20 protein-coding genes, 14 tRNA genes and 2 rRNA genes are annotated in these 22,918 nt (G+C 49.6%); 7 read left to right on the top strand and 29 right to left on the bottom strand.

Going from position 1 to position 22,918, the window contains the following annotated elements:
* Window positions 1-16 precede the first annotated feature (16 nt).
* Genes ACAN56_RS15165 through ACAN56_RS15155 form a run of 3 tightly spaced genes read left to right on the top strand, consistent with a single transcriptional unit; the run spans window position 17 to window position 4,111 of the window.
* Window positions 17-1,837 (top strand): cache domain-containing sensor histidine kinase, encoded by a 1,821-nt coding sequence (locus ACAN56_RS15165; RefSeq protein WP_379143849.1) that lies wholly within the window; start codon window positions 17-19, stop codon window positions 1,835-1,837.
* A 26-nt stretch (window positions 1,838-1,863) separates the two neighbouring features.
* The gene (locus tag ACAN56_RS15160; protein ID WP_379143847.1) at window positions 1,864-3,360 is read left to right on the top strand and encodes a response regulator transcription factor; all 1,497 of its coding nucleotides are present in this window, start codon (window positions 1,864-1,866) and stop codon (window positions 3,358-3,360) included.
* A 13-nt stretch (window positions 3,361-3,373) separates the two neighbouring features.
* Window positions 3,374-4,111: a spermidine synthase gene (locus ACAN56_RS15155; protein ID WP_379143845.1), complete on the top strand. Its 738-nt coding sequence runs from the start codon at window positions 3,374-3,376 to the stop codon at window positions 4,109-4,111.
* Window positions 4,112-4,169: 58 nt separating this feature from the next.
* Here ACAN56_RS15155 and ACAN56_RS15150 read toward each other — a convergent pair whose 3' ends face one another.
* From ACAN56_RS15150 to ACAN56_RS15130, 5 genes are all read right to left on the bottom strand, one after another.
* A complete protein-coding gene (locus ACAN56_RS15150) occupies window positions 4,170-4,511 on the bottom strand; it encodes a nuclear transport factor 2 family protein (protein WP_379144304.1) in 342 nt (113 codons plus the stop codon).
* An 88-nt stretch (window positions 4,512-4,599) separates the two neighbouring features.
* Window positions 4,600-5,241 carry a hypothetical protein gene (locus ACAN56_RS15145; protein ID WP_379143843.1) on the bottom strand — a complete coding sequence of 214 codons (642 nt, stop codon included), beginning with the start codon at window positions 5,239-5,241 and terminating at the stop codon, window positions 4,600-4,602.
* Window positions 5,234-6,121 carry a protein kinase family protein gene (locus tag ACAN56_RS15140; RefSeq protein ID WP_379143841.1) on the bottom strand — a complete coding sequence of 296 codons (888 nt, stop codon included), beginning with the start codon at window positions 6,119-6,121 and terminating at the stop codon, window positions 5,234-5,236. Before ACAN56_RS15140 ends, ACAN56_RS15145 begins: the two co-directional genes overlap by 8 nt.
* 53 nt (window positions 6,122-6,174) lie before the next feature.
* Window positions 6,175-6,774, bottom strand: coding sequence for a GNAT family N-acetyltransferase (locus ACAN56_RS15135; protein ID WP_379143839.1), 600 nt, complete (start codon window positions 6,772-6,774; stop codon window positions 6,175-6,177).
* A gap of 187 nt (window positions 6,775-6,961) precedes the next feature.
* Complete coding sequence (locus ACAN56_RS15130; protein ID WP_379143837.1) at window positions 6,962-7,588, bottom strand: class I SAM-dependent methyltransferase; 627 nt, start codon at window positions 7,586-7,588, stop codon at window positions 6,962-6,964.
* Window positions 7,589-7,853: 265 nt separating this feature from the next.
* On the opposite strand from ACAN56_RS15130, the gene ACAN56_RS15125 reads away from it, so the two are divergent.
* Both ACAN56_RS15125 and ACAN56_RS15120 read left to right on the top strand, forming a co-directional pair.
* Window positions 7,854-8,606: a 3'-5' exonuclease gene (locus ACAN56_RS15125; protein ID WP_038586099.1), complete on the top strand. Its 753-nt coding sequence runs from the start codon at window positions 7,854-7,856 to the stop codon at window positions 8,604-8,606.
* 220 nt (window positions 8,607-8,826) lie between these two features.
* Window positions 8,827-9,591, top strand: a complete 765-nt coding sequence (locus tag ACAN56_RS15120) for a MerR family transcriptional regulator (RefSeq protein ID WP_379143834.1) — start codon at window positions 8,827-8,829, stop codon at window positions 9,589-9,591.
* Between the two features lie 117 nt (window positions 9,592-9,708).
* Here the strand turns inward: ACAN56_RS15120 and ACAN56_RS15115 are convergent, their stop codons facing one another.
* The 6 genes from ACAN56_RS15115 to rbsK form a co-directional block, all read right to left on the bottom strand.
* The gene (locus ACAN56_RS15115) at window positions 9,709-10,278 is read right to left on the bottom strand and encodes a PepSY domain-containing protein (protein WP_052091811.1); all 570 of its coding nucleotides are present in this window, start codon (window positions 10,276-10,278) and stop codon (window positions 9,709-9,711) included.
* 106 nt (window positions 10,279-10,384) lie between these two features.
* Window positions 10,385-10,984, bottom strand: a complete 600-nt coding sequence (locus ACAN56_RS15110) for a PepSY domain-containing protein (RefSeq protein ID WP_038586094.1) — start codon at window positions 10,982-10,984, stop codon at window positions 10,385-10,387.
* A complete protein-coding gene (locus ACAN56_RS15105; protein ID WP_379143831.1) occupies window positions 10,981-12,345 on the bottom strand; it encodes a sensor histidine kinase in 1,365 nt (454 codons plus the stop codon). Before ACAN56_RS15105 ends, ACAN56_RS15110 begins: the two co-directional genes overlap by 4 nt.
* Entirely contained in the window at window positions 12,342-13,034 is a 693-nt protein-coding gene (locus ACAN56_RS15100) for a response regulator transcription factor (protein WP_379143829.1), read from the bottom strand. Before ACAN56_RS15100 ends, ACAN56_RS15105 begins: the two co-directional genes overlap by 4 nt.
* Window positions 13,035-13,271: 237 nt before the next feature.
* Window positions 13,272-14,036, bottom strand: a complete 765-nt coding sequence (aroD, locus tag ACAN56_RS15095) for a type I 3-dehydroquinate dehydratase (RefSeq protein WP_038586087.1) — start codon at window positions 14,034-14,036, stop codon at window positions 13,272-13,274.
* A 43-nt stretch (window positions 14,037-14,079) separates the two neighbouring features.
* Window positions 14,080-14,997 carry a ribokinase gene (gene rbsK, locus ACAN56_RS15090; protein ID WP_379144302.1) on the bottom strand — a complete coding sequence of 306 codons (918 nt, stop codon included), beginning with the start codon at window positions 14,995-14,997 and terminating at the stop codon, window positions 14,080-14,082.
* Window positions 14,998-15,587: 590 nt separating this feature from the next.
* On the opposite strand from rbsK, the gene glgP reads away from it, so the two are divergent.
* Entirely contained in the window at window positions 15,588-17,204 is a 1,617-nt protein-coding gene (gene glgP / locus ACAN56_RS15085; RefSeq protein ID WP_038586082.1) for an alpha-glucan family phosphorylase, read from the top strand.
* Window positions 17,205-17,642: 438 nt separating this feature from the next.
* Window positions 17,643-19,100 carry a catalase KatA gene (gene katA / locus ACAN56_RS15080; RefSeq protein ID WP_379143825.1) on the top strand — a complete coding sequence of 486 codons (1,458 nt, stop codon included), beginning with the start codon at window positions 17,643-17,645 and terminating at the stop codon, window positions 19,098-19,100.
* Window positions 19,101-19,194: 94 nt separating this feature from the next.
* Here katA and ACAN56_RS15075 read toward each other — a convergent pair whose 3' ends face one another.
* From ACAN56_RS15075 to ACAN56_RS14990, 18 genes are all read right to left on the bottom strand, one after another.
* Window positions 19,195-20,148, bottom strand: coding sequence for a helix-turn-helix transcriptional regulator (locus ACAN56_RS15075; RefSeq protein WP_038586074.1), 954 nt, complete (start codon window positions 20,146-20,148; stop codon window positions 19,195-19,197).
* 184 nt (window positions 20,149-20,332) lie between these two features.
* A complete protein-coding gene (locus ACAN56_RS15070) occupies window positions 20,333-20,860 on the bottom strand; it encodes a DUF2569 family protein (RefSeq protein WP_038586072.1) in 528 nt (175 codons plus the stop codon).
* 206 nt (window positions 20,861-21,066) lie between these two features.
* Window positions 21,067-21,137: transfer RNA gene (locus tag ACAN56_RS15065), tRNA-Gly, on the bottom strand.
* 12 nt (window positions 21,138-21,149) lie between these two features.
* A tRNA-Pro gene (locus ACAN56_RS15060) sits at window positions 21,150-21,223 on the bottom strand.
* A gap of 13 nt (window positions 21,224-21,236) precedes the next feature.
* A tRNA-Arg gene (locus tag ACAN56_RS15055) sits at window positions 21,237-21,313 on the bottom strand.
* Window positions 21,314-21,323: 10 nt separating this feature from the next.
* Window positions 21,324-21,398, bottom strand: a tRNA-Gly gene (locus ACAN56_RS15050).
* A gap of 7 nt (window positions 21,399-21,405) precedes the next feature.
* Window positions 21,406-21,489, bottom strand: a tRNA-Leu gene (locus ACAN56_RS15045).
* A 14-nt stretch (window positions 21,490-21,503) separates the two neighbouring features.
* Window positions 21,504-21,579 (bottom strand) — tRNA-Lys (locus tag ACAN56_RS15040).
* 9 nt (window positions 21,580-21,588) lie between these two features.
* Window positions 21,589-21,663: transfer RNA gene (locus tag ACAN56_RS15035), tRNA-Gln, on the bottom strand.
* Between the two features lie 112 nt (window positions 21,664-21,775).
* Window positions 21,776-21,853, bottom strand: a tRNA-Asp gene (locus ACAN56_RS15030).
* A gap of 4 nt (window positions 21,854-21,857) precedes the next feature.
* Window positions 21,858-21,934: transfer RNA gene (locus tag ACAN56_RS15025), tRNA-Met, on the bottom strand.
* A gap of 83 nt (window positions 21,935-22,017) precedes the next feature.
* Window positions 22,018-22,093 (bottom strand) — tRNA-Val (locus tag ACAN56_RS15020).
* A 6-nt stretch (window positions 22,094-22,099) separates the two neighbouring features.
* Window positions 22,100-22,171 (bottom strand) — tRNA-Glu (locus tag ACAN56_RS15015).
* Between the two features lie 18 nt (window positions 22,172-22,189).
* A tRNA-Ser gene (locus ACAN56_RS15010) sits at window positions 22,190-22,282 on the bottom strand.
* A 4-nt stretch (window positions 22,283-22,286) separates the two neighbouring features.
* Window positions 22,287-22,362, bottom strand: a tRNA-Asn gene (locus tag ACAN56_RS15005).
* A 3-nt stretch (window positions 22,363-22,365) separates the two neighbouring features.
* A tRNA-Ile gene (locus ACAN56_RS15000) sits at window positions 22,366-22,442 on the bottom strand.
* A gap of 185 nt (window positions 22,443-22,627) precedes the next feature.
* Window positions 22,628-22,744, bottom strand: a 5S ribosomal RNA gene (gene rrf, locus ACAN56_RS14995).
* Between the two features lie 78 nt (window positions 22,745-22,822).
* Window positions 22,823-22,918 (bottom strand): 23S ribosomal RNA (locus tag ACAN56_RS14990); the annotation flags it as partial.

Genomic DNA, 22,918 nt, shown 5'->3' with positions numbered 1-22,918 from the left:
GAAAGGAATAACCATAGTGGTCTCTTACATCCGGAGAATTGTGCGCAGCATATGGCTGTTCCTGGCCAACCTGCCAATGGAGCGAAAGCTGATTGTCGTATTTATTTTTCTGATCTCCCTGCCAATCACTTACGTCAGCTATCTTTCTTCACGCTCCACCTTCAACTCGGTGCTGTCGAGCTCCACAAAGAGTGCCGGACAGATGGCAGACAGCGCTTCGGATACCATAGACCGGTATGTTGCCGATCTCAAGCGGTACACGGCGCTGCCGCTGTACAATACCGATGTTCAGTTCTACCTGGAGCAGCGTAATACCGATTGGGAAAAGAACACCAGCATGTCGATGTTCCTGAGCTATTTGAACCATACGAAAGAACAGATTATTGCCGTATACTTAGTGGACAAATACGGTTCCGTATTTTTTGACAGGGCTCCCGGCATCAATGAATTGTTCCCGGCGGAACGGCTGGCGCAGTGGCAAAGCCTCACCGAGGGGGCCGGTGTAGCTCCGGTAGTCCAAGGCAGGCATACGATCCGTGTAAACTCCGGTGACCACAAAGAGGTGTTCAGCGTTTTGCGCACCATTACTTCGGTCAGCACGCTCAAAAATATCGGAATCCTTGTCTTCGACATTGATATCAACAACCTCTTCAAGGGGATCGTTGATCCTGTAAACGCCGTCACCCAGGGCAATACGCTGATCGTGGACGACAAGGGCGAATTAATGTACGACGGTGAGCATATGGACGGCCAAGAGACCCCGAAACAACGGGAACATGCACAGATGCTGCTGCAGAAAGTTACCACTCCCAATGGCCACTTTCAAATCACTTTGGATGGCCTTGATGTTCTTGCAGTGTACAGGGTATCCCAGAAGACCGGTTGGACGACCATTGTCTCCATTCCGCTGGACCGTATCCTCTCCCCGGTGGAGAAGAACCGCAACCGGCTGATTTTCACTACTCTGTCGATTATTGCCTTCGCGCTCGTCGTTGCCACTTTTATTTCCTATGCACTGACCAAACCGCTGAAGTCGATGGTCCGTCTGATGAAGCAGGTGCAGCACGGCAATCTGGATGTCTGGCTGCATCCGAAATATAATGACGAAATCGGGATGCTCGGCAGCCACTTCAACCGGATGATTATCCGGGTCAAGGATCTGCTTCAGGAGGTCTCCCTTACGGAGAAACGCAAACAAAAGGCAGATATGCGGGCGCTGCAGAACCAGATTAACCCGCATTTTATTTACAATACGCTGGAATCCATCCGCATGCTGGCGGAGAGCAGTGATGACCCCCGCGTCGCGAAGCTCACCTATCTGCTTGGGCTGCAGATGCGTTACGGCATTGTCCGCAGTGAAGAAACCGTTACGATCCGGCATGAGCTGGATCATGTGCGTAATTATTTGCATCTGCTGCAAATCCGCTTTCCGGATAAATTCCGGCTCAATATCCATGTGCCGGAGGAATTCCTGCCGCTGCCGGTGATCAAGCTGGTCTTCCAGCCGATTGTCGAGAATGCCGTTTTTCACGGGCTTGAACCTAAGGAGGGGCCGGGCACACTGAACATTACGGCTTGGGAGGAGGACGGTAAAACTGTATTTTGCGTCGAGGATGACGGAATAGGTATGGATGAGGATACCCTGCGCGCTTTGAATAACAGTCTGATGGGCGGGGCAGACGGTGAAATGTTCGGAATCGGTCTGCGAAATGTGAATGAGCGCATCCGTCTGCATTACGGCGGCTCCTTCGGATTACACGTGCAGAGTGAACTTGGCACAGGAACCCGTGTGACCTTACGAATCGAGGATCTTTCAGACGATCACAGCGAAGAATAATATCATTCCAACAAGGGGGACTCGGCTTGCTGCGTATTGCGATTGTAGATGATGAAGTTCTGATTCGCGAAGGTCTGGCACGAATGATCAGCAAAGAGAGCAGCACCTTCGTTGTCGCCGGCATTTATCCGGACGGCAAACATTTGCTTGATGCGCTCCCCTCGCTCCACCTTGACGTTGTTATAACCGATATCCGTATGCCGCAAATCGACGGGCTGGAGCTGATCCGGCAGCTTAAAGCGAACCACCCCGGGATTCGCAGCCTGCTGATGAGCGGATTCGTTGAATTTAATTATGCCCGGGAAGCCATCCGCAGTTCAGCGGTAGATTATCTGCTCAAACCTATCAACAAAGAACAGCTCTTCGAAGTGCTGTATAGTCTGGAGAAGGAGCAGAAGCTGTTGCGGGAAAAAGAAGAATGCCAGCGCACCGGCCTGCTGCACTCCCTGCTGCATATCGAAGAGCCCTCTGCCGTTCTTTTAAGCGGCCTTACCTTGCCCCAGCCTTATTTCACAGTCTATGTCCTTAAAGGAAGCTCCCGGGAAAAAGTCTGCGGAATTGCAGACAGTCTGCGGCAAGAGAAGGCGTTTCTCCTCGATACGCTGGAAGTGCAGAAAGGGCTGCAGGCATGGATCTGTTATTCCGCGCAGCCGCTCAACCCTGAAGAATCACACGAAATCGGAGAGATTATCGGCATTGCAAGCAAGGGCCAGTGTCTCCATGCGGGGGCCAGCCGCTCCTATGATGATCCCGGCAAATTTAGAACAGCCTATCTTGAAGCCAAGCTGGCCTGCGATGCAGGGATTTATAGTCCGCTGCCGCTGCATTATGTTACGATTAAAGAGCTCCAGGCACCGGTGCAGGCTGTCTGTGATCCCTTCCCTCCATTCCGGGAGCCGCTGATCCATGAGCTGCAGATTCTAAATGTGGCAGGGGTGCTGGAAGGGCTGCACAAGCTATTCTCTGTGCTGGAGCTGCAGCAGGCTTATCCCGACTTGATCCTGCGCGCCTGCCGGCAGGTTGAAGATACTGCCCGCAAGGAGCTGCAGGAATTTGAGGCGGTCTACCGAAAAGACTGCAGCCAGCGGCTGGAAGAGCAAATCGAAGCCTGCATGGCCTTTGCTGAAATTGAGGAACTCTTCACCTCCTCCTTCTCGGTCGCGCTGAACGAAATCCGCAAGCACCGGCTGGAGATGTCCGGTACGGCCGTTGAAACGGTCAAGCGCTGGGTAGCGGCCCATTATAATCAGCATGCCGATTTGAACATGCTGGCCGGTATGGTATTTTTGACGCCAAGCTATTTAAGCAAGCTGTTCAAGCAGGAGACCGGGCTGACACTGACCGACTATGTAATTGAAACCCGCATCCGCAAAGCGAAGCAGCTGCTGAAGAATGCGCCGGATCTGAAGGTGCACGAGATCGGCACCGAGGTCGGCTATCCCGACCCTGCTTATTTCAACAAGCTGTTCAAGAAAGTTGTCGGTGTTACGCCGAACGAATATAAACGCATTTCACTTGTTTAAGGAGAATGATACCTTGCATCCAGAGTTCCTGAAGTCAAAGAACAACCCCGAAATCCAGGTGTACGAAACGACAGAATTATATGGTGAGAGAGGCAGATTCCGCGTACTGCAGTTTTCGGGAGACGCCATTCAGGGCGCCCTTGATCTGGACCACCCCCGGCGGGTGGTCTTTGAATATCCGCGCGCGATGATCCATCTAATGGAGGCTGGCGAACCTTATTTCGAAGATGTATTCCTGATTGGACATGGGATCGGAACGATTGCCGGTTATTTTGCGGAGAAGCGCTTTAAAGTGGCCGAAGTGAATGCGGAGGTTGTGAAGCTGAGCCGGCAGCATTTTGGCTACAGCCAGGACAATGTCATTGTCGGGGACGGACGGCGCATTCTGGAGGGCGAGCCGGAACGCCGCTATGACTTCCTTCTTCTGGATGCTTTCACCGCTGACGGCACTCCCCGGCATCTGGTCTCCGGTGAGTTCTTCGCCCTGGCCCGTTCCAAGCTGAACAGCCGCGGCTCCATCATCATGAACCTGATGGGCAGAAGTGAAAAGGACCGCCTGATAGGGGCCATCCACACGACTTTAGCCGGGGAATTCGCCTATATCAAGGCCTTTGCCCTCCCTTCGGAAGGCACCGCCGACATCCGCAATATCATCATCATGGGCAGCGGCAAGCCGATCCACTATCAAGCCCGGCAGATGGCCGGGTTTGTGGAAGTCACCCTTGGGCAGGGGCATGTGATCCGGGACTAAGCATGGATAACCTATAAACAGAGGGTCTCCGTTGGGGAACCCCACAGCCTGATTAACCCTATCCTCTCACCGGAGTTCCTTGATGAAAAAACATCTGCCACCGCCCATCCCTGAATTTCCAGATTGAACTGCGCAGTGTCTCTCCACCCGTCTCTTCGTTCATGATCCGGTAGGTGGCCAGCACAGCCTCCCCGGATAACGGATGAAGTTCGAACCCGCTCAGGGTCATTCGGACCTCGCCCGCTCCTTCTTCGTCCATCAAGTCCCGCTTATGCCATACCTTCCCGGAGCTTCCAAATTCAAAAAAATCGTCTGCCAGCAGTCGCGACAATTCATCCGGCGAAGTGCGCACCTCGGTGTTCAGCAGCTTCTCTTCCAGTTCACAGATCTGCTTGGCCATTGCGTTCAGTTCCTTGTATCCTAAGCCTTTTTTTTCAAGCACTGTAATCCTTCTTTCTGCCACTATTCGTACCCGGCGAAATCCGGCCCTACAATACACCGTTCATTCCACCAAATATCCGGCCAAAAACATTAAAATAGATCATGATAAAAGACAAAATAAGGGCTATAGGCAGAATGGACAAAATTTGAATTTTGTTTTTCGGAATGCTAAGTAACAAAACAACTATCATTATTAGATATATCCCCATAAGCCATGGAATTAAATAGAAATGATGGTGAACGGGCAAGTAAGCGTTACGTAATTCAAACCCTTCTGACAGTAATACTGTAATTGGAAGGGCCGAAATAAGATTAGAAAACAATCCGCTCCCGCGTGCATACCACATAACATAAGCACAAACAGGAGATACCACCGCGCATAACCCCCAAAAAACAATTTCTCTTTCTGGAAAAAAATGCAGCACAATCGTTGTGTAAAGATAATAAACGGTAAGCATCGACCCAAAAAAGGCAAATATATTAACAGCCGCTAATTTGGGAGAATAACTGAAAACGGATAAAAGTGTTGCAACAAATACCCATATACCAAGACGTCCTCCGAGATTGTCAAATATCGGGTTTATATTCGGATTATCCACAAGTTTTGCTGCTAACCCCAGAATAACTCCAATAATAATTGCCTTTACTATCGAACAAACTTTTTGTTTTGCAGTGGATTTATTATCCATCGTCTGCTTCCTTCCTCGCCTTATCCCATTCCGCCTTGAACTCCGAGACACTCCGGTAACGCTGAGCCCGCTCTGGATCTACAGCCCGCAGCGCAACCTTGTACAGTTCCGGTCCCGCTTCCCATTTATCCCTGGAACGGTCACTTTCTCCACCCAGCAGTACAAAAGCAGTAGCCCCCATATTATATACATTGGTGATTTCGTCGATTGGGGCATCCAGAAGGTACTCTTCCGGTGATTTGAACCGTTTGGAGCCCCATAGCTGCTCTCCCATGCCGTTGAAGAAGGGCTTAGGTTGATAGAAATCAATATCGCAAATTGCTGTACGGTCCTTAGTGAAATCATAGAGAATGCTTCCGTCATAAAAATCTACAGCCACATATCCTTTAGACTCTATGTATTCATGAAAGCCAAAGATGACCTCCAGAGAATCCAGCCGTTTCTCCGTGGACAAGGCCCTATAGCGGTAAAAAGGCGATTTGGGATCACTATACTTGGCCGCTCCGCCAAAAGCCCAATGTGAATGCAGGCACTCGCCTTCCGTCCATTCAAAAACCACTGCATATCCCGTTTCCACAGGACCATGAGATAACAACTGGATTAGCGACGGATGCCGCAGCTCCTCATAGAGAGGAACCGCCTGAATCAATCTTTCAACCGCTTCCGCAGGATCACCATGAAATTCCATCGTTTTCACTCCGGCGAACTTCACAAAATACTTGTATCCGTCTTGCTCAACCCCAAAGCTGATATTTCCGGAATCCTGCTCATCAAACACGCGGAACACCCGCCCCATTGCCGTCAGCCAATCAAAAGAGTAGGCCTCCTGCAGTTGAAACGTAGCCTCGTCAATTACAAATCTATATCCGTTTCCGCTCATCGTCTGCCTCCTGTGCCATTGAATGAACATCATTCTAGTTCTGCGTTCGACTTTTAGCGTTTGATTGTCCAATCCTTTTTATCAAGTTTATAATAATTAAATCTATCGTTATCAATCCCGATAACACCTTGAAAGTCAAACCCGCATTTTTGTATGACTCTACTCGATGGCAAGTTAATTAAAAGAGCAATAGCATTAAGCACCTCGACGTTCGTATTCTCAAATAAATACTTGACTATCCCTTGTGCAGCTTGGGTTGTATAACCTTTACCTCTATGATCTTTTGATATGGCATACATGATCTCTCGGTTTGGGGGCGGTAATTCATCCTTTAATCCCGTACAGCACCAGCCGATAAGCTCTCCCGTCTCTTTCAATATAATTCCCAAGCGAAGACGGAGTTCACCAATGTCTCCACCTTCCGATACAGCATGTAGAAACTGCTTGTTCTCTGGAATTTCGTAATTTATTAACCAATCTTCTCTTTGCTCTTTTGATACGTTCCAACCTGGCAAGTATTCATGTATTTCAGGCTGCCATGTAAGTGAATGAAACTTATCTAAATCAGAAACTTTGAATTCTCTTAAAATTACATCCTTACAGTCAATGATAAAAGTGTTTTCTTCAGAAATATAATAAGTATTACTGTCCATGATATATCCCTCCCTGGAAAAATGTCCTATTGCTTAGCATATCTCTCTAGTAGATTCCATGGCTAGGGAAAAACAATTATAGCTAAACTATACTGCCTATCAGTGTTCAATGTACAAATCAACACCAGGAACCGAAGTACTGCTCCAACTTAAGATTTTCTTCCCTGAAGCAAATTGTTCAGTGCATTCAGCTGTTCTTTCTAAAATTGAGTATTTCCGCTCTCTCCAAAGCCTCAAACTCCACACAGCCTTTATCTATATAATAGGAACTATGATACTTTTCGAAATGAATGCCCATCTTCGTCTGGTCTTGCTGCACAGAAAAACCAAACTCAAGAACTTCATCTATGATTTTTTTATAGTTGTACGTTTTCTTTTTTCCTTCCTGATCTCGGAAATTAGATAAATGAAAAGGCAAAATAGATAAAATCCCATCCGGCTTTAACGTTCTCTTCGCTTCCTCGTACAAGGTAAACCGGTGAGTTCCGTTGCCGTGTAAAATATCGTAATACATGATCATATCCAAAGACCTGTCCTCAAAATTCAAAGTGTGGTCCTTATTCCCCGTCAAAACTTGAATGTTATTTAAATGCTCTTCACTGGATACCTTACCCACAGCCTTCATGCATTCTTTATTAATATCAACAGCATAAACCGTCCCCCGGCCATTTAGAGCTCTTGATGCAGCAAAGGTGTAGTGTCCGAAGCCACAACCGTAGTCCAAAATTTCCGCATCTTCTGCAAGTCCTAAGCCTTGAAATAAAGCAACCCCTTCTCCGTTCTCCCACTGTTTAACTTTTTCATGAGTATTCATCATTGCCCTCCCCCAAAAATATATCAATTGCAATTTCCCAATTCACGCCATCATGCTTACTTATTCTTCCAACCTTCTCCCTTATCCTTCTTCACGTTTACCGCGGCTCCTCATCACTCTTCAATACAAAAACAGCCTTAGCCGCACACCCCGGACGGCAATTCCCCGTCTTATTTCCCATTCCTCCGCTTTTTTTGCTAAAATAGAAGGGTCGGCGCATTCTTCAGCTTGTAAGGCGCCAGTCACTGAAACGGAGGCATTACCTGTGGATTATATTATTCTGGACATCGAATTCAACGGCCGCAAATTTGCCAGCGAGCATCCTATGGAGGTCATTGAGATTGGAGCCGTCCGGTTAGACGCTTCATTGCAAGTTAAGGATGAGTTCTCAGCCTTAATTAAACCTATATACTTCTCCACCCTGAATTCGTTCATTAAGAAAAAAACCGGCATTCCCCAAGAGGATATCGACGTCGCCGACCGTTTCCCCAAGGTCATTACCGCCTTTAGAGCCTGGCTGGATCAGAGCAGTGACGGAGTGCTGCTTCTGACCTGGGGCGGCGAGGATATGAAGCGGATCATTCAGGACATCCGGATGCACAAAATGGATGATTCCTACTGGATGGCTGCAACCTATTTTGATCTCTTGAAGGGCGTGCTTCGTGCCCGCGGCCTTAGCAATGATATCAGCGTCGAAGGTGCGATGACCCTGTTCGAGCTTGAGCCTTCCGGTTCCGCTCACCGGGCGCTGGACGATGCCAAGATGACCGCGGAGATTTTCCGCGCTGTCTTTAACGACCTGGATTTTGAGCGGTCCCAGCATTACAAGGACACCTTCTCCAACGCCAGAGAACGCAAGACGGTCAAGATCGCCATCAAGGCAATGATCTCCCAAAAAATCGTTCCCACCTGGGAACTGGTCGCCGAACATTACTTCCCGGGTGAAGATGCGCTGGCGGATCCCCGGAAGCTGGCAGAGCTGCGGGAATATTTCACGGCACAGGTCGGCAAGAAATAATCCGGCTTCATGTGTAATACAAGGTTAACAGCAGTTTCCTTAGTGGACATACTATAGGGAGCTGCTGTTTTTTTGAGCGATATTCCCCACAAAAGAGTGTTTGACATTGCCGTTGCGTGAAGGTGTAGAGTGATCTTGTAAGCAGCAAACCACAGCTTACAAGTGTGCAATTGGGTCCAATAATACTACGCTGAAACAAGTTATGGGAGGTACAGCCACTATGGAATACACGGTGCAGAAGCTGGGAGCTTTGGCGGGCATCAGTACGCGGACATTGCGCTATTACGATGAGGTTGGCATTCTCAAGCCGGCGAGAATCAACTCCTCGGGATACCGCATCTACGGCCAGGCCGAGGTCGACCGGCTGCAGCAGATTCTTTTTTACCGGGAACTGGGCTTAAGCCTCGAAGGAATCAAAGAAATCGTGACCGCACCGTCCTTTGACGGCACCCGGGCACTGCGGGAGCACCATGACCAGCTGCTTCAGCGGAGAGAGCAATTGGATCAATTAATCGCAAACGTCGAAAAAACACTGGCCCAAAGTGAAGGGAGAATAACCATGAGCAATGAAGAGAAATTTGCAGGCTTTAAGCAAAAGCTGATTGACGATAATGAGCGTACGTACGGACAGGAAGCCCGCAGCAAATACGGGGAGGAAGCTGTAGAGAAGTCTAACCGCAAGCTGAAAAATATGACCGAAGAGCAGTATGCCGCCATCCAGCAGCTTGAAGCAGACATGTTCGCAGCCCTTGAGCAGGCGATGGAGGAAGGCGATTCCGCCAGCGAGCTGGCGCAGCAAGCCGCTGAGCTGCACCGCCAGTGGCTCACCTTCTACTGGGACACTTATACTAAAGAAGCTCACGCCCACGTAGCACAAATGTATGTGGATGACGAACGCTTTACCGCCTATTATGACAAGCGCCGTCCGGGTCTGGCCGAGTTCCTGAGAGATGCTGTGCACGTCTATACAGGTACAACGCAGTAGTCTTCCACTCCGCTTGCCCGGAGTGATACAGCAGTTGTATGATCTATAAACGCGGGGCAGCCGATATCCGGCTGCCCCGCTTTTATAAAGTGTTAATTCCTCTGCATATTCATGGATTCAATCCTCATCGTCATCAGAATCTACATCCGTATACAGAACCTTCGCAGTATAGGCATCGACTCCCACTTCGGTCGTCACTTTGCCGTTTCTGATCTCCACTTCATATACGAAACTTCCATTGTCCCCATCAAGGTCAATTTCAGTAACTGTACCCTTTGCGGAGGCGGAGGCCGCTTCTGCCGCTTTAGCTGCGCTGATCATCGTTCCGCTTTGTGATGTGGCTGCTGCGTAGTTGTCATCATCGTCATCGTCATCGGTTTCTTTGCGCACGCTTAAGATTTTACCTGTGTAGGCATCAACCCGAACGTCAATTTCCTGGTTGTTATGACGGATCTCAACCTCGTAATACGAACCGCTGATTCTCTCCTTCAGATCAATGCTCTCTACTCGGCCCTGTGCTGACTTCAGCGCATACGCCTCTGCCTTGTCCACGCCAATCAGTGTCTTGCTTTGACTTTGTGAAGCAGTTGATCCTGCGGAAGCACCCTGAACCTCGCTGATGCTGTATGCACCCCCGAACAGAATGGCTGCCGCCGCTACACTGCTCCATAATTTCATCTTCATCATTTATTGCCGCCTCCTCATGTTCAATCTGTGCTGCTCATGTATTCAATATACACAGCCCAAATGAGAGAAAGGCGGCAGTAACATTAGAAATTGATGAGAATTCTGCTTAAGGATGATCCTCATCCGGTTCTTCCCAAGCCACGGACATAATGTTTCCGGAGATCGCGTCCACCTGGACCACCGCTTCACGCCCATCCGTTGTATTAACTTCCACCAGATAAAAGGCGCCTGATTCGTTAATTTCGGTATCCACATCATCCGGTTCTCCCGGCACCTCCTGCAGCGCCAGCTTGACTGCCTCGTCTTCTGACACTGCACGCGGAGCAGTCGGTGAAGGGGATGGCAGGGCGCTGCCGCCTGCCGGAGGGGCCGAAGAAGGCAATGGTGTGGGCCGGACCTCTGCGGAAGCGGCTGGCTCCAGCAGGACAATGGAAACAATCTCACCTGTTGCCCCATCCAGCTCCAGCTCATAGAGACCCTGGCCGGTTTTCAGCTCCGCTACATAGTTCCCGGATTGCAGGGTCAGGTTCTCTAAGCTGCCGGAATACTCTTTCAGCACAGCCTGCTTCGCCTGCTCTTTCGTCAACAGCTGTGCGGATTCATTTGTGAATATTTTAAACGCAGCAATGGACAGAAGCAGCACGGCAGCAATAATAATGACGGCTTTGTATATGAATTTTTTGCTCTCAGGTTTCTTTATTTTCATTGTCTTCCCCTGCTCTCAGCCGCAATTCGGATCATAACCGATGTTCCGGCGCCTTCCACACTCTCCATGGACAGCTTGGCTCCAATGGCTTCGGCAATTTCCGCAGCGAGTGACAACCCCAGCCCTGCTCCTCCGCCCTGGCGGCCTCTTGCCTCATCTACTCTGTAGAAGCGGTCGAACACTCTGGGCAGCTCCCCGCTCGGAATCCCGATGCCCCGGTCAGTAATGATAATGTGGCTCTCCTGCCCGGAGGCTCCAAGTGTGATGGTTATGGCTTCATCGCTGTATTTGCGGGCATTGTCCAAAAATATGAACAGCAGCTGTCGCAGCTTCGCTTCATCGCTGTACCCTTTAACCTCCCCCTGTGCATTGACGGTGACTTCTCTGCCATATGCATTGCGGAAGACTTTAGCCGATGCGTTGGCCAGCTCTTTCAGATCAACAACCTTCATGGACAGATCCCATTGTTCGTGGTGCTTCGCCAGCAGCAGCAGCTGCTCGGTCAGCTCCTTCATCCGAATCGCCTCGGAATGGATGGCTTCAACGGATTCATTGAACAATTCAGGATGGGTGAGTCCCCGCCTTTTGAGCAGGCTGGCGTAGCTTTCAATCACCGTCAGCGGTGTACGCAGCTCATGCGAGGCGTCGGACACGAATTTCTCCTGCTTCAAATAATTACTCTCCAGCAAAGCGATCATATCGTTGAACGTGCGCCCCATTTCAACCAGCTCATCTCTGGATGTATCTTCCAGCGTTAGTCTGCTGAATTTCCCGCTGTTCTTGATCTCCCGCATCGTAGCTGTCATTTGCACAATGGGACGCATAATCAGCCCGGACAGCACACGGCTGGAGAGCAGCAGCGGAAGCAGTGCAAAGGCGGTTGCCCCCGCCAGCACAACCCGCAGCACGCGGAGCGTATTCATCGTACTCTCCAGGCTTTTGGTCATTTGGACATTCATCACGATCCCGTCTATCCAGATGACCGGAGTCGTCACAAAAGCATAGGAACGGCCATCCACCTTGATAATTTCACTAAGCTTGTCTTTATAATATACCGGCTTCAGCCGGCTGATCTCCTGTTCCGACGCCGAAGTCACGGGCGCCGGTCCGCTCCCGTCCGGAGCCAGCAGCCGGAGCATTCCCTCAATCGGCACGTACGCCCGAAGCAGCTCCGGGGCAGCCACACCGGTTCCAACTCTTCGCATATCGGCAGCGATTTTGGCAGTCTCTGCAGCGGCCTGATCCAGCTGATTATCTGTCGACAACCGGCTGAACATAAAGTAAATGACGAGGTTCATAATGACAAGGAGTACAGCAAACAGCACGCTGGAATAAAGATAAATTTTGCTCCGCAGCTTCATGGGGAGTCCTTCAGGACATACCCGATGCCCCGGACGGTATGAATAAGCTCGCTCTGATCCCCTTGGGTAAGTTTTTTACGGACATAACGGATATACACATCTACGACATTGGTATCACCGTAATAATCGTACCCCCAAACCGCGGTCATAATCTGCTCTCTATTCAGCACCTGGCGCTTGTTCTTCAGCAAGAACACCAGCAGATCGAACTCCCTCGGGGTGAGGTCAATCGTTCTGCCAGCCCGAACAACTTCACGCGTGGTTTCGTTCAGCTCAAGATCATCCGCTTTAAGCCAGCTGCCTGTCTCCTCAATGTTTCGGGTAGACGCAAGCCGCAGCGCAGCGCGGACACGCGCCAGAAGCTCCTCAATTTGAAAGGGCTTGGTGATATAGTCATTTGCCCCAAGGTCAAGCCCGGACACTTTGTCTTCCACCGAGCTTTTGGCAGTCAGCATCAGTACAGGGGTAAGCGCATCATTGACCCGGATACGGCGCAGCAGCTCAATTCCGCTGAACCCGGGAAGCATCACATCAAGCAGAAGGAGGTCCGGCTGCTGTGCCTGATAGATTTCAAGCGCCTGATGGCCGCTGCCCGCAATCAATACGCGATAGCCCTCGCATTCCAGCTCAATCTGCAGCAGCCGGGCGATTTTTTCTTCATCCTCCACGACCAGGATGGATTCCGTCATTGGCAGTTCTCCCTTTCTTCGTTCCGCAAGTGGATGATTTAACTACTTGGCTGCCTTCATTGTAGGGCATAACCGGGCGCTGATTCAAACCCTGCCGCACCTTGAAGATGATTTATAGTGTGAACCATATATATGTTTAACTATTAACTATCCAAAAAAGGTGTTCCCGCCGTTTCACTGGCTTAGAACACCCCATTCTAATTGTTTCTATTGCTGCCGGACAATAAATGAACGGTTCTACAGGCTGCGGTGCAGCAGCTCCAGCACCTGCCGCAGCTCGGCAACCGCAACCTGTCCAGGGGCAGATGGCTTATGGGCCGCGCCGAAGGTAAGCGCAGAGCCGAAGATTTCCCCGGCTAGGCGGCTGATTACGCCCTCTCCGGCCATGGACATCGTAATGATCGGACGGTCCGCATACAACTCCTGCATCCGGTTTGTCGCAGCCAGCAGTGTCAGCACATCTGCCGCGCTGCATGGCATAACGGCGATCTTCGGCAGGTCTCCGCCCAGCTCCTGAGCCTTGCGCAGCCGGGACACAATCTCCTCCTCAGAAGGTGTTCCCTGGAAATCATGGTTCGACACAATCACAAACACCCCGCAGTTATGCGCGGCAGCGATAAGCGCCTGTACATCAGCTTCCTCATTGAACAGCTCCACATCAATGATATCGACGAGTCCACTCGCGGCTGCAGCCTTATTCAGCCGGATATAATCCTCCGTGGCAATCTGCCGCTCCCCGCCTTCTCTGGCGCTGCGGAACGTGAAGATCAGCGGAAGGTCCGGAAGAATAGCCTGGATCATTTCCAGTACTTCCGTAACTGCCTCAATATTGTCCACTCCGGCAAAAAAATCGCTCCGCCACTCCAGCACATCCGGTGCCAGAGCTTTCAGTGCCTCCGCTTCTTCCTTCAGTTCGGTCAATGTTGCTCCGATCAGCGATACGCAAATCTTGGGCATTCCCTCGCCCAGAGTCACATTCTTAACCGTTACAGTGCCACTCATTTACTTCAGCTCCTCATCTATCCGATCTATATCTATCCCCGGCTTACCGTTCAGCTGTTTCTTTCAGGAACTGCTCGACCTCCGGCAGCTTCGGCAGCGACGGAATTGCCCCTTCTTTGCCTACAGCCAGCGCACCTACTGCATTGGCGAACCTCACCGCTTCTTCCAAGGCCACACCGCGGGTCAGTTGGTAAGCCAGCGCCCCGTTAAAGGAATCGCCTGCCGCAACCGTATCGACCGCCTGTACCGGGAATCCGGCAATATGCTGCGCGTTGCCGGATTCATTCACGATCAGCGCCCCCTTGGAACCCAGAGTGACAATGACGTTCCGTACCCCTTTCCCCAGCAAAATAAGCGCCGCCTGCTCAGCCGTCTCCGTATTGTTTACTTCAATGCCGGACAGGATTCCCGCTTCGGTTTCGTTCGGGGTCAGATATGTCACATTTCTCAACATTTCCTGGCTAAGCTCTCTGGCCGGAGCCGGATTCAGAATGACCGGAATGCCGTGGCGCTGCGCAATGGAAGCCGCCTGTTCACACATCGGAAGATCCGTCTCCAGCTGCATCACGATCATTTCAGCTCCGCTGATTACGTGCTCAAGCGCCTCAATATCCGCTGGACCAAGTTCAATATTCGCTCCCGGCACAACAATAATCCGGTTCTCCCCTTCTCCATCGACCACAATTGACGCGACGCCGGTAGCCTGCGAGTTACTCTGGGCAATATGCCGGACATCAATATGCTCCTGCCGCATAATCTCCAGCAGCTCACTGCCAAAAGCATCCCGGCCGACACTTCCGATCATCGCTACCTCGGCACCAAGACGCGCTGCGGCTACTGCCTGATTGGCGCCTTTTCCTCCCGGTGACAAGGCGAAGCCTTGTCCAAACAAAGTCTCCCCGGCTTCAGGGGCCCGGCTGGTGCGTACCACCATATCCATATTCAAACTTCCGATCACCACTATACTCAAGCTTTACACCACCATTAGTTATTTTGAACAATCGGGATTTATAACCTATACTTATCTTAAGCCGCTGCGGCCATAATTTGTCCGCTTTCGGTATAGAACCTGAATATCCTTCCGGCCGGAACCATGCTGAACTGTCACTCTCACATCCATATAGCCCGCTTCAGCAGCAGCAATCACTTCAAAGGGTGTTATTGTCCCTTCCTTATCTTATGGCCTGAAGCCATCTTTATCAAACTTTTCTGTTTATATAGATTGAACTTGTGGTTAGAGTACAGGATCAGTCGCAACTACGGTGAATATTTAGACTTCCGGTTGCTGTCGCTCCTACAGTTCCCAAATCTCCCTTCGTTGCTCCTTTCCTTTATCTCAAATTCCCAAGTTCAATCTATATAGTTTTTTCTTGAATCCTTATGTTTGTTCTTCACAAAAACTTCGTTATGCTTTTTGACTGCAAGTGTGCTAGAATAGGTGTGCAATCGCTTCCAGGGAAGACTACATCATTTTGAGCAAACGTTTGCACCTTAGATTGAGCCTACAGCAATACCAGATTATAATCTAATTCGTATTAGGAGGCTTATCAAGTGAACGAGAACCAATTACCGTCAGTTGCTTATTTCAGCATGGAGTATGGCCTGCATTCCGATTTCAAAATGTACGCCGGAGGCCTGGGCATCCTGGCCGGAGATTACATCAAGGGCGCGAAGGATATCAACGCTCCTATCATTCCAATCGGGCTGAAGTGGAAGCAAGGGTACACGGATCAAAAGATTGATGCCCACGGCAATCCGTATGACTCCTATCACAACTATGTTTATGATTTCCTTGAAGATACAGGGGTTAAAGTAACGGTTAAAGTTAGAAAAATCGATGTTGTCTGTAAAGTGTGGAAGACTGAGCAGTTTGGCAACAACCCGCTGTACCTGCTGGACACGGATATTCCCGAGAACAGCGATGCCTGGATTACAGGCCAACTGTACGGCTGGTTCGGCGAAGAACGGATCGCTCAGGAAATCGTTCTTGGGATTGGCGGCGTTAAAGCGATGCGTGCACTGCAAATTCCGATTGATGTCTATCACTTCAATGAAGGACATGCGGCACTGGCCGCCATCGAGCTGATCCGTGAAAAAATGTCCGGCGGCAGTACCTTTGAGGAAGCCTGGAAAGCTACCCGTGAAGAAGTTGTGTTCACTACCCATACACCAATCAAGGAAGGCAATGAAACGCATCCGCTCGACCGCCTCGAGTATATGGGCGCATTCAATGGCTTAACCCGCGATCAAATGGAACGTATCGGTGGAGATCCTTTCAATATGACCGTAGCCGGTCTGCGGTTGTCGCGCATTTCCAATGCAGTGGCCCAGCTTCACGCTGATACTGCGAACAAAATGTGGAAGGAAGTTGCCGGCAGATCGGAGATCATTGGCATTACTAATGCCATTCATACCCCTACCTGGGTGGACGAACGGATTACCCGCACCTTTGAGGAGAACGGGGATCTTTGGGCCACGCATAAAGAAATTAAAAATGAGCTGGTTGGGTTCATCGAGGAACGCTCCGGCATCGCCCTGAATGCGGACAATCTGCTTATCGGCTTCTCCCGCCGCGCCGCTCCTTACAAACGCAGCGACCTGATTTTCTCCCAGCCGGAAGTCATTGAGCCTTACCTGAGGGACGGCAAAATCCAAATCGTCTTCTCCGGCAAAGCCCATCCGTTGGATGACAACGGCAAAAAAATCGTCAGCAATCTCGTGGCGATGATGAAAAAATATCCGAAAAGTGTCGTTTTCCTGGAAAACTACGATATGACCATTGGGGCACAGCTGACCCGCGGCTCCGACATCTGGCTCAACAATCCGCGCAGACCGCTGGAAGCCAGCGGCACCTCCGGAATGAAAGCGGCTATGAACGGCGTCCTCAACTGCTCGATTCTGGATGGCTGGTGGCCGGAAGCCTGCATTGACGGCGAGAATGGCTGGCAGATTGGCGACGGCTTCGAGACCACCGATTTCGAAGTGCTCGACAAGCATGACAGCGACGCGCTTTACGACACCCTCTTGAACCGCGTGCTCCCTACCTTCTATGACAACCGGGAGAAATGGGTACAAATGATGCGCAAGAGTATCGAGACCACTCGTGTTGAATTCGCGAGCAAACGTATGCTGGATGAATATTACAGCAGAATGTATATCAAAGGCTAAGCTGCGTATTTTTCAACGTCAATCATTAGCTATACTACTTTTCTGACGCCTTAGCCGCCTATCCTGCCTTTTCCCTGCTCCCGTCCGCTGCTGCGGATGGGAGTTATTTGTATGCGGTCTTCTTTAAGATGATTGCATTAATGAAGCGTATGATACTGCGCTTCTCCAATCTCGCTTCCTCCCCATACCTGCAATGAATTCCCCTTACTTTCAACAACATTCATGAATATCCTTTACCACATCCTTATTAACTTAGGTGATTACAACTCGAGCTTCCTTCATCGGACGTGCCTCTTTTCCCATTATCATGATTCAACCCATTTCCGCATATTGTTAATTAAAATCATTATAAAAAAGAATTGCTTTTCCCGTTTTATTTGTTATTATAGAACTTATACTAAATCTAAAATCAAATCTTATTACGAGGTGATTGTATTCATGAGTCAGAGCAATAACAAACTTACAACAAGCTGGGGTGCCCCTGTCGGAGACAACCAGAACTCAATGACCGCAGGCTCCCGTGGACCTACCTTGCTGCAGGATGTTCATCTGCTGGAGAAATTGGCCCACTTTAACAGGGAGCGTGTTCCTGAACGTGTTGTCCACGCTAAAGGAGCCGGTGCTCATGGATATTTTGAAGTCACTCAGGATTTGTCACAATATACCAAGGCAGCATTCCTGTCCGAAGTCGGCAAACGCACGCCAATGTTCATTCGTTTTTCCACCGTTGCCGGAGAGCTGGGCTCTTCCGACACGGTCCGCGATCCACGCGGGTTTGCAGTAAAGTTCTACACGGAAGAAGGAAATTATGATCTCGTCGGCAACAATACACCGGTCTTCTTCATTCGCGATGCGATCAAATTCCCGGATTTCATCCATACCCAGAAACGTCACCCGCAGACTCATTTGAAGAATCCGAATGCTGTTTGGGATTTCTGGTCTCTATCTCCTGAATCCCTGCATCAGGTAACCATTCTTATGTCCGACCGCGGCATCCCGGCTACACTCCGTCATATGCACGGGTTCGGCAGCCACACCTTCAAATGGGTGAATGCCGAAGGCAAGGCTGTCTGGGTGAAATACCATTTCAAAACTGAACAGGGCGTAAGAAATCTTGATGTAAATCTGGCGGCACAAATTGCCGGGGAGAACCCGGATTATCATACAGAGGATTTGTTCAACGCAATTGATAAAGGAGATTTCCCGGCATGGAGACTGCATGTGCAGATTATGCCTGTAGAGGATGCCGACACGTACCGTTTCGACCCATTCGATGTGACCAAGGTATGGTCGCAGAAGGAATATCCATTAATTGAGGTTGGCCGTATGGTCCTGGACCGCAATCCGGAAAATTATTTCGCAGAAGTAGAGCAGGCTACCTTCTCTCCTGGTTCTTTTGTTCCGGGCATTGAAGCATCCCCCGACAAAATGCTGCAAGGCCGCCTATTCGCCTATGCCGATGCCCACCGCTACCGGGTAGGTGCGAATCATAACCAATTGCCGATCAACCGGCCTATTGCCGAGGTCAACAACAATCAGCGTGACGGTGCAATGAACTCTGGCAGCAACGGCGGCAGCTCTGTCTATTATGAACCTAACAGCTTCGGCGGAGCAACGGAATCTCCGCAGCATAAACCAGCTCCATACAACGTTTCCGGTCAGGCAGACAGTGTCCCTTATGATCACGATGATCATTATACACAAGCAGGTGACCTCTACCGGCTGCTGAGCGAAGAGGAACGTGCGCGTCTTGTCCGCAATATTGTCGGTGCCATGACTCCTGTCGAGTTTGATGAGATCAAAATCCGCCAGATCGGCCACTTTTACAAAGCCGATCCTGAATTCGGTCAGCGCATCGCCGAAGGTCTGGGATTGCCTGTACCTCTAGCTGATTAAAATCATATGCAAAACCCCGGACCTTGAGGTTCGGGGTTTCTTGTTGCCCTAAAAATGACAGTGTTTAGATCAGGATCAAGAGGATACTTTACTCCTATTCCTTATAAATACTCATCCAATGCTCCAGCCGGTGCTTTAGCTCCACTCTGGCCGATGTCGGCTCCAGAATTTCGGCATTTGGCCCGTATTGCAATATCCACTTCATGAATTCTTTTTCATTGTTCACAGTCACTTCGAACAGCAGACTGCCATCCGGCTCATCGCTCATCCGCGGATGAACAAACAGTTCCTCTTCCTTAATATAGCGCGCAATCTCCGGCTGGAACCGCACCTTGAACTTTATGTTTTTATTGCCGCGGTCAATGGACCATGTATTTTTCAAATATTTCTTAATATTGAAGTTCCCCTTGTCGAAGCTCGCCTCCATTACCTCCACGTCCAGAAAACGGCTGATTCTGAAGGTTCGGATAGCCTTTTTAAGGTGGCAATACCCAATGAGGTAAAAGCGCTGATCACGCGGAATCAAATAATAGGGATCGATCTCACGTTCCGTTGTCGCATCGCGCGACTGCGAGTGATATACAGCTCGGATCCGCCGCTGCTCCACAATCGCCCCTATAATCGGCTGGAGAAAATTCCGGCTTTCTTTACGATAGGCGGGTGTGCCCATCTGAATGATGTCGGCAATGTTCTCCAGAATCCCATTCTGCCTGGATTTCTCCTTCATATGTGTACCCATTACTTTGTCATAAGCTGTATGGAAACCCGGAGGGATTTTGTCCTCATTGAGTACAGAAGGTAAAAGAGAGAATGCCAACGCTTCCTGCTCGGAAAAATCAAGCGGATAGAGAAAGAACTTACCAAGAAACTTATAGCCGGTGCCTCTACCCTCATTCGTAACGGGCGCAAAATGGCTGATGATCTCAAGATCCCTGTAGATCGTTCTAACGTTCACATCACATCTGAAAGCCAAATCTGTCGCCGTAATACCAGGATTAGATTGAATCGCATTAATAATTCTGAAGATTCGAATTACTTTATCTTTCATTTGAGTTGCTCCTTAATACTTCCTGATCATTGAAGCCCGATATCGTAAATCTAATATACCAGCTTCACAGACCCGCTGGCTGTCACGAAACACACTTTCCGGCAGACAAAAAAACACGAAGGAACTATCTCCCAACGTGTTCGTCAAGCTACTATTAATTAGTTTGCTTTCCCTTTGCGATTAGCTATTGATCAAATGTATTCTCAACTCTTTCAGATAAAGTAAAGTAAGCAGTCCAGATTAGATTTTTTATTACAGAAACGATCGTCACCATAATTAAAGGCTCACCTATATAATAATTGCCCGAATAATAACTTAACCAACAATTTGCAATCGAAATCAGTGATATTACGATCAGGTATCCTCTAACCCAATGAATGGTCTGTTTCTTCTTAAAATAAAACAAAAATATTATGACGAGCAGCAGCACAATGAAAAAAGGATTTTGCAAATATGCAAGCCAATGAGAAAAAACATATTCTGGCGATAACTCCCAGCTTTTCTCTGTTACTTTCATTATTGATGAAAATTCATCCAAAACTAAATCCTTTGAAAATTTAAATATCACTAGTATGAATCCCAGCCAAATGCTGATTTGAAAAAAAATGAGCCAGCCCCCAAAACCTTGGTGCCCATACGCTTTATGTATCTCTGTATCGTTTGAAATAGAACTGCCCGATAATGCATCTAAATTGAATTTCGAATCCACCATTACTACGTCCCTTCAACTTTATTACTATCCCATGAAAAAATGGGCAATTATAACTTATAATCGGTTTATTGGAACTTATTATGTATAGTATTGTCCCACTCTAACTTTCCTAATTTCACTAGACTGTAGCTGCTGCATGACTCTTGAGCACACAGCACAAAAAAAGCCTTGCATATCGCAGGCTTTTTTTGTGGTTTATTCTGTTAAGCGGGTGATGGGAATCGAACCCACGCTATCAGCTTGGAAGGCTGAAGTTCTACCATTGAACTACACCCGCATAGGTGTACAATCGGGATGACACGATTTGAACATGCGACCCCCTGGTCCCAAACCAGGTGCTCTACCAAGCTGAGCTACATCCCGTTAATATTAAAAATGGCGCGCCCTGAGAGATTCGAACTCCCGGCCTTTTGATTCGTAGTCAAACGCTCTATCCAGCTGAGCTAAGGGCGCAAAATCTATATGGAGCGGACGACGGGAATCGAACCCGCGACCCTCGCCTTGGCAAGGCGATGCTCTACCGCTGAGCCACGTCCGCAAAAACATGGTGCGCGTGAAGGGACTTGAACCCCCACGTCGTAAAACGCCAGATCCTAAGTCTGGTGCGTCTGCCATTCCGCCACACGCGCACACTTTAAAGAAATGGTGAGCCATGAAGGACTCGAACCTTCGACACCCTGATTAAAAGTCAGGTGCTCTACCAACTGAGCTAATGGCTCTCATGAAAATGGCTGGGGATATAGGATTTGAACCTATGCATGACGGAGTCAAAGTCCGTTGCCTTACCGCTTGGCTAATCCCCAATATTTATAATTAGCTAAAAACACGGAACAGGGCGGATACTCTGCACTTCGTTGCGAGATTGCAAAGTAATTCTTGCGAAGCTTATACTTCTGATCCCTGATGCCATACTAATGGCGGAACCGACGGGATTCGAACCCGCGATCTCCTGCGTGACAGGCAGGCATGTTAGGCCAACTACACCACGGTTCCAAATTGGTTGCGGGGGCAGGATTTGAACCTGCGGCCTTCGGGTTATGAGCCCGACGAGCTACCGGGCTGCTCCACCCCGCGTCAGTAAAAGTTATTGTTCCCTTTCGGTCCCAGAAAAACACCTGGAATCCATTGCGAAGCTTCAGCTTCTTAGGGAAATGTTATGGTGGAGGCTGAGGGGATCGAACCCCCGACCCTCTGCTTGTAAGGCAGATGCTCTCCCAGCTGAGCTAAGCCTCCATGATATGACCCGTATGGGATTCGAACCCATGTTACCTCCGTGAAAGGGAGGTGTCTTAACCCCTTGACCAACGGGCCATGCTTGTTGAAAATTTGTGGCGGAGAGAGAGGGATTCGAACCCTCGAGACGCTTGTGGCGCCTACACGATTTCCAATCGTGCTCCTTCGGCCAAACTCGGACACCTCTCCATAATGGCTCCCCGAACAGGACTCGAACCTGTGACAACTCGATTAACAGTCGAGTGCTCTACCAACTGAGCTATCAGGGAAAATGGTGGGCCTTAGTGGACTCGAACCACCGACCTCACCCTTATCAGGGGTGCGCTCTAACCAGCTGAGCTAAAGGCCCTTCTACCGTATACAAATATTAAGGGCAAAAAAAATACCACAGTGTGTGTGGTTGTCCGCTTGGCGGCGTCCTACTCTCCCAGGACCCTTCGGTCCAAGTACCATCGGCGCTGGAGGGCTTAACGGTCGTGTTCGGGATGGGNAACAAAAAAGCCACTGTTGAGAAACTCAACAATGGCTTTGTGTGCTTGGCGGCGTCCTACTCTCCCAGGACCCTTCGGTCCAAGTACCATCGGCGCTGGAGGGCTTAACGGTCGTGTTCGGGATGGGTACGCGTGGAACCCCTCCGCTATCGCCACCAAACGGGCATTTACAGCGTAAATGCTTCAGGAACCTTAATTCCTGAAAACTGAATCCGAAACGAATCTGCGTCTTTACTAGTTGGATAAGCCCTCGACCGATTAGTATTGGTCAGCTCCATGCATTGCTGCACTTCCACCTCCAACCTATCTACCTCGTCGTCTTCAAGGGGTCTTA

Source organism: Paenibacillus paludis (assembly GCF_042610515.1).
Taxonomy (GTDB): Bacteria; Bacillota; Bacilli; order Paenibacillales; family Paenibacillaceae; genus Paenibacillus_AQ.
This window is presented reverse-complemented; position numbering and strand designations above follow the sequence as displayed.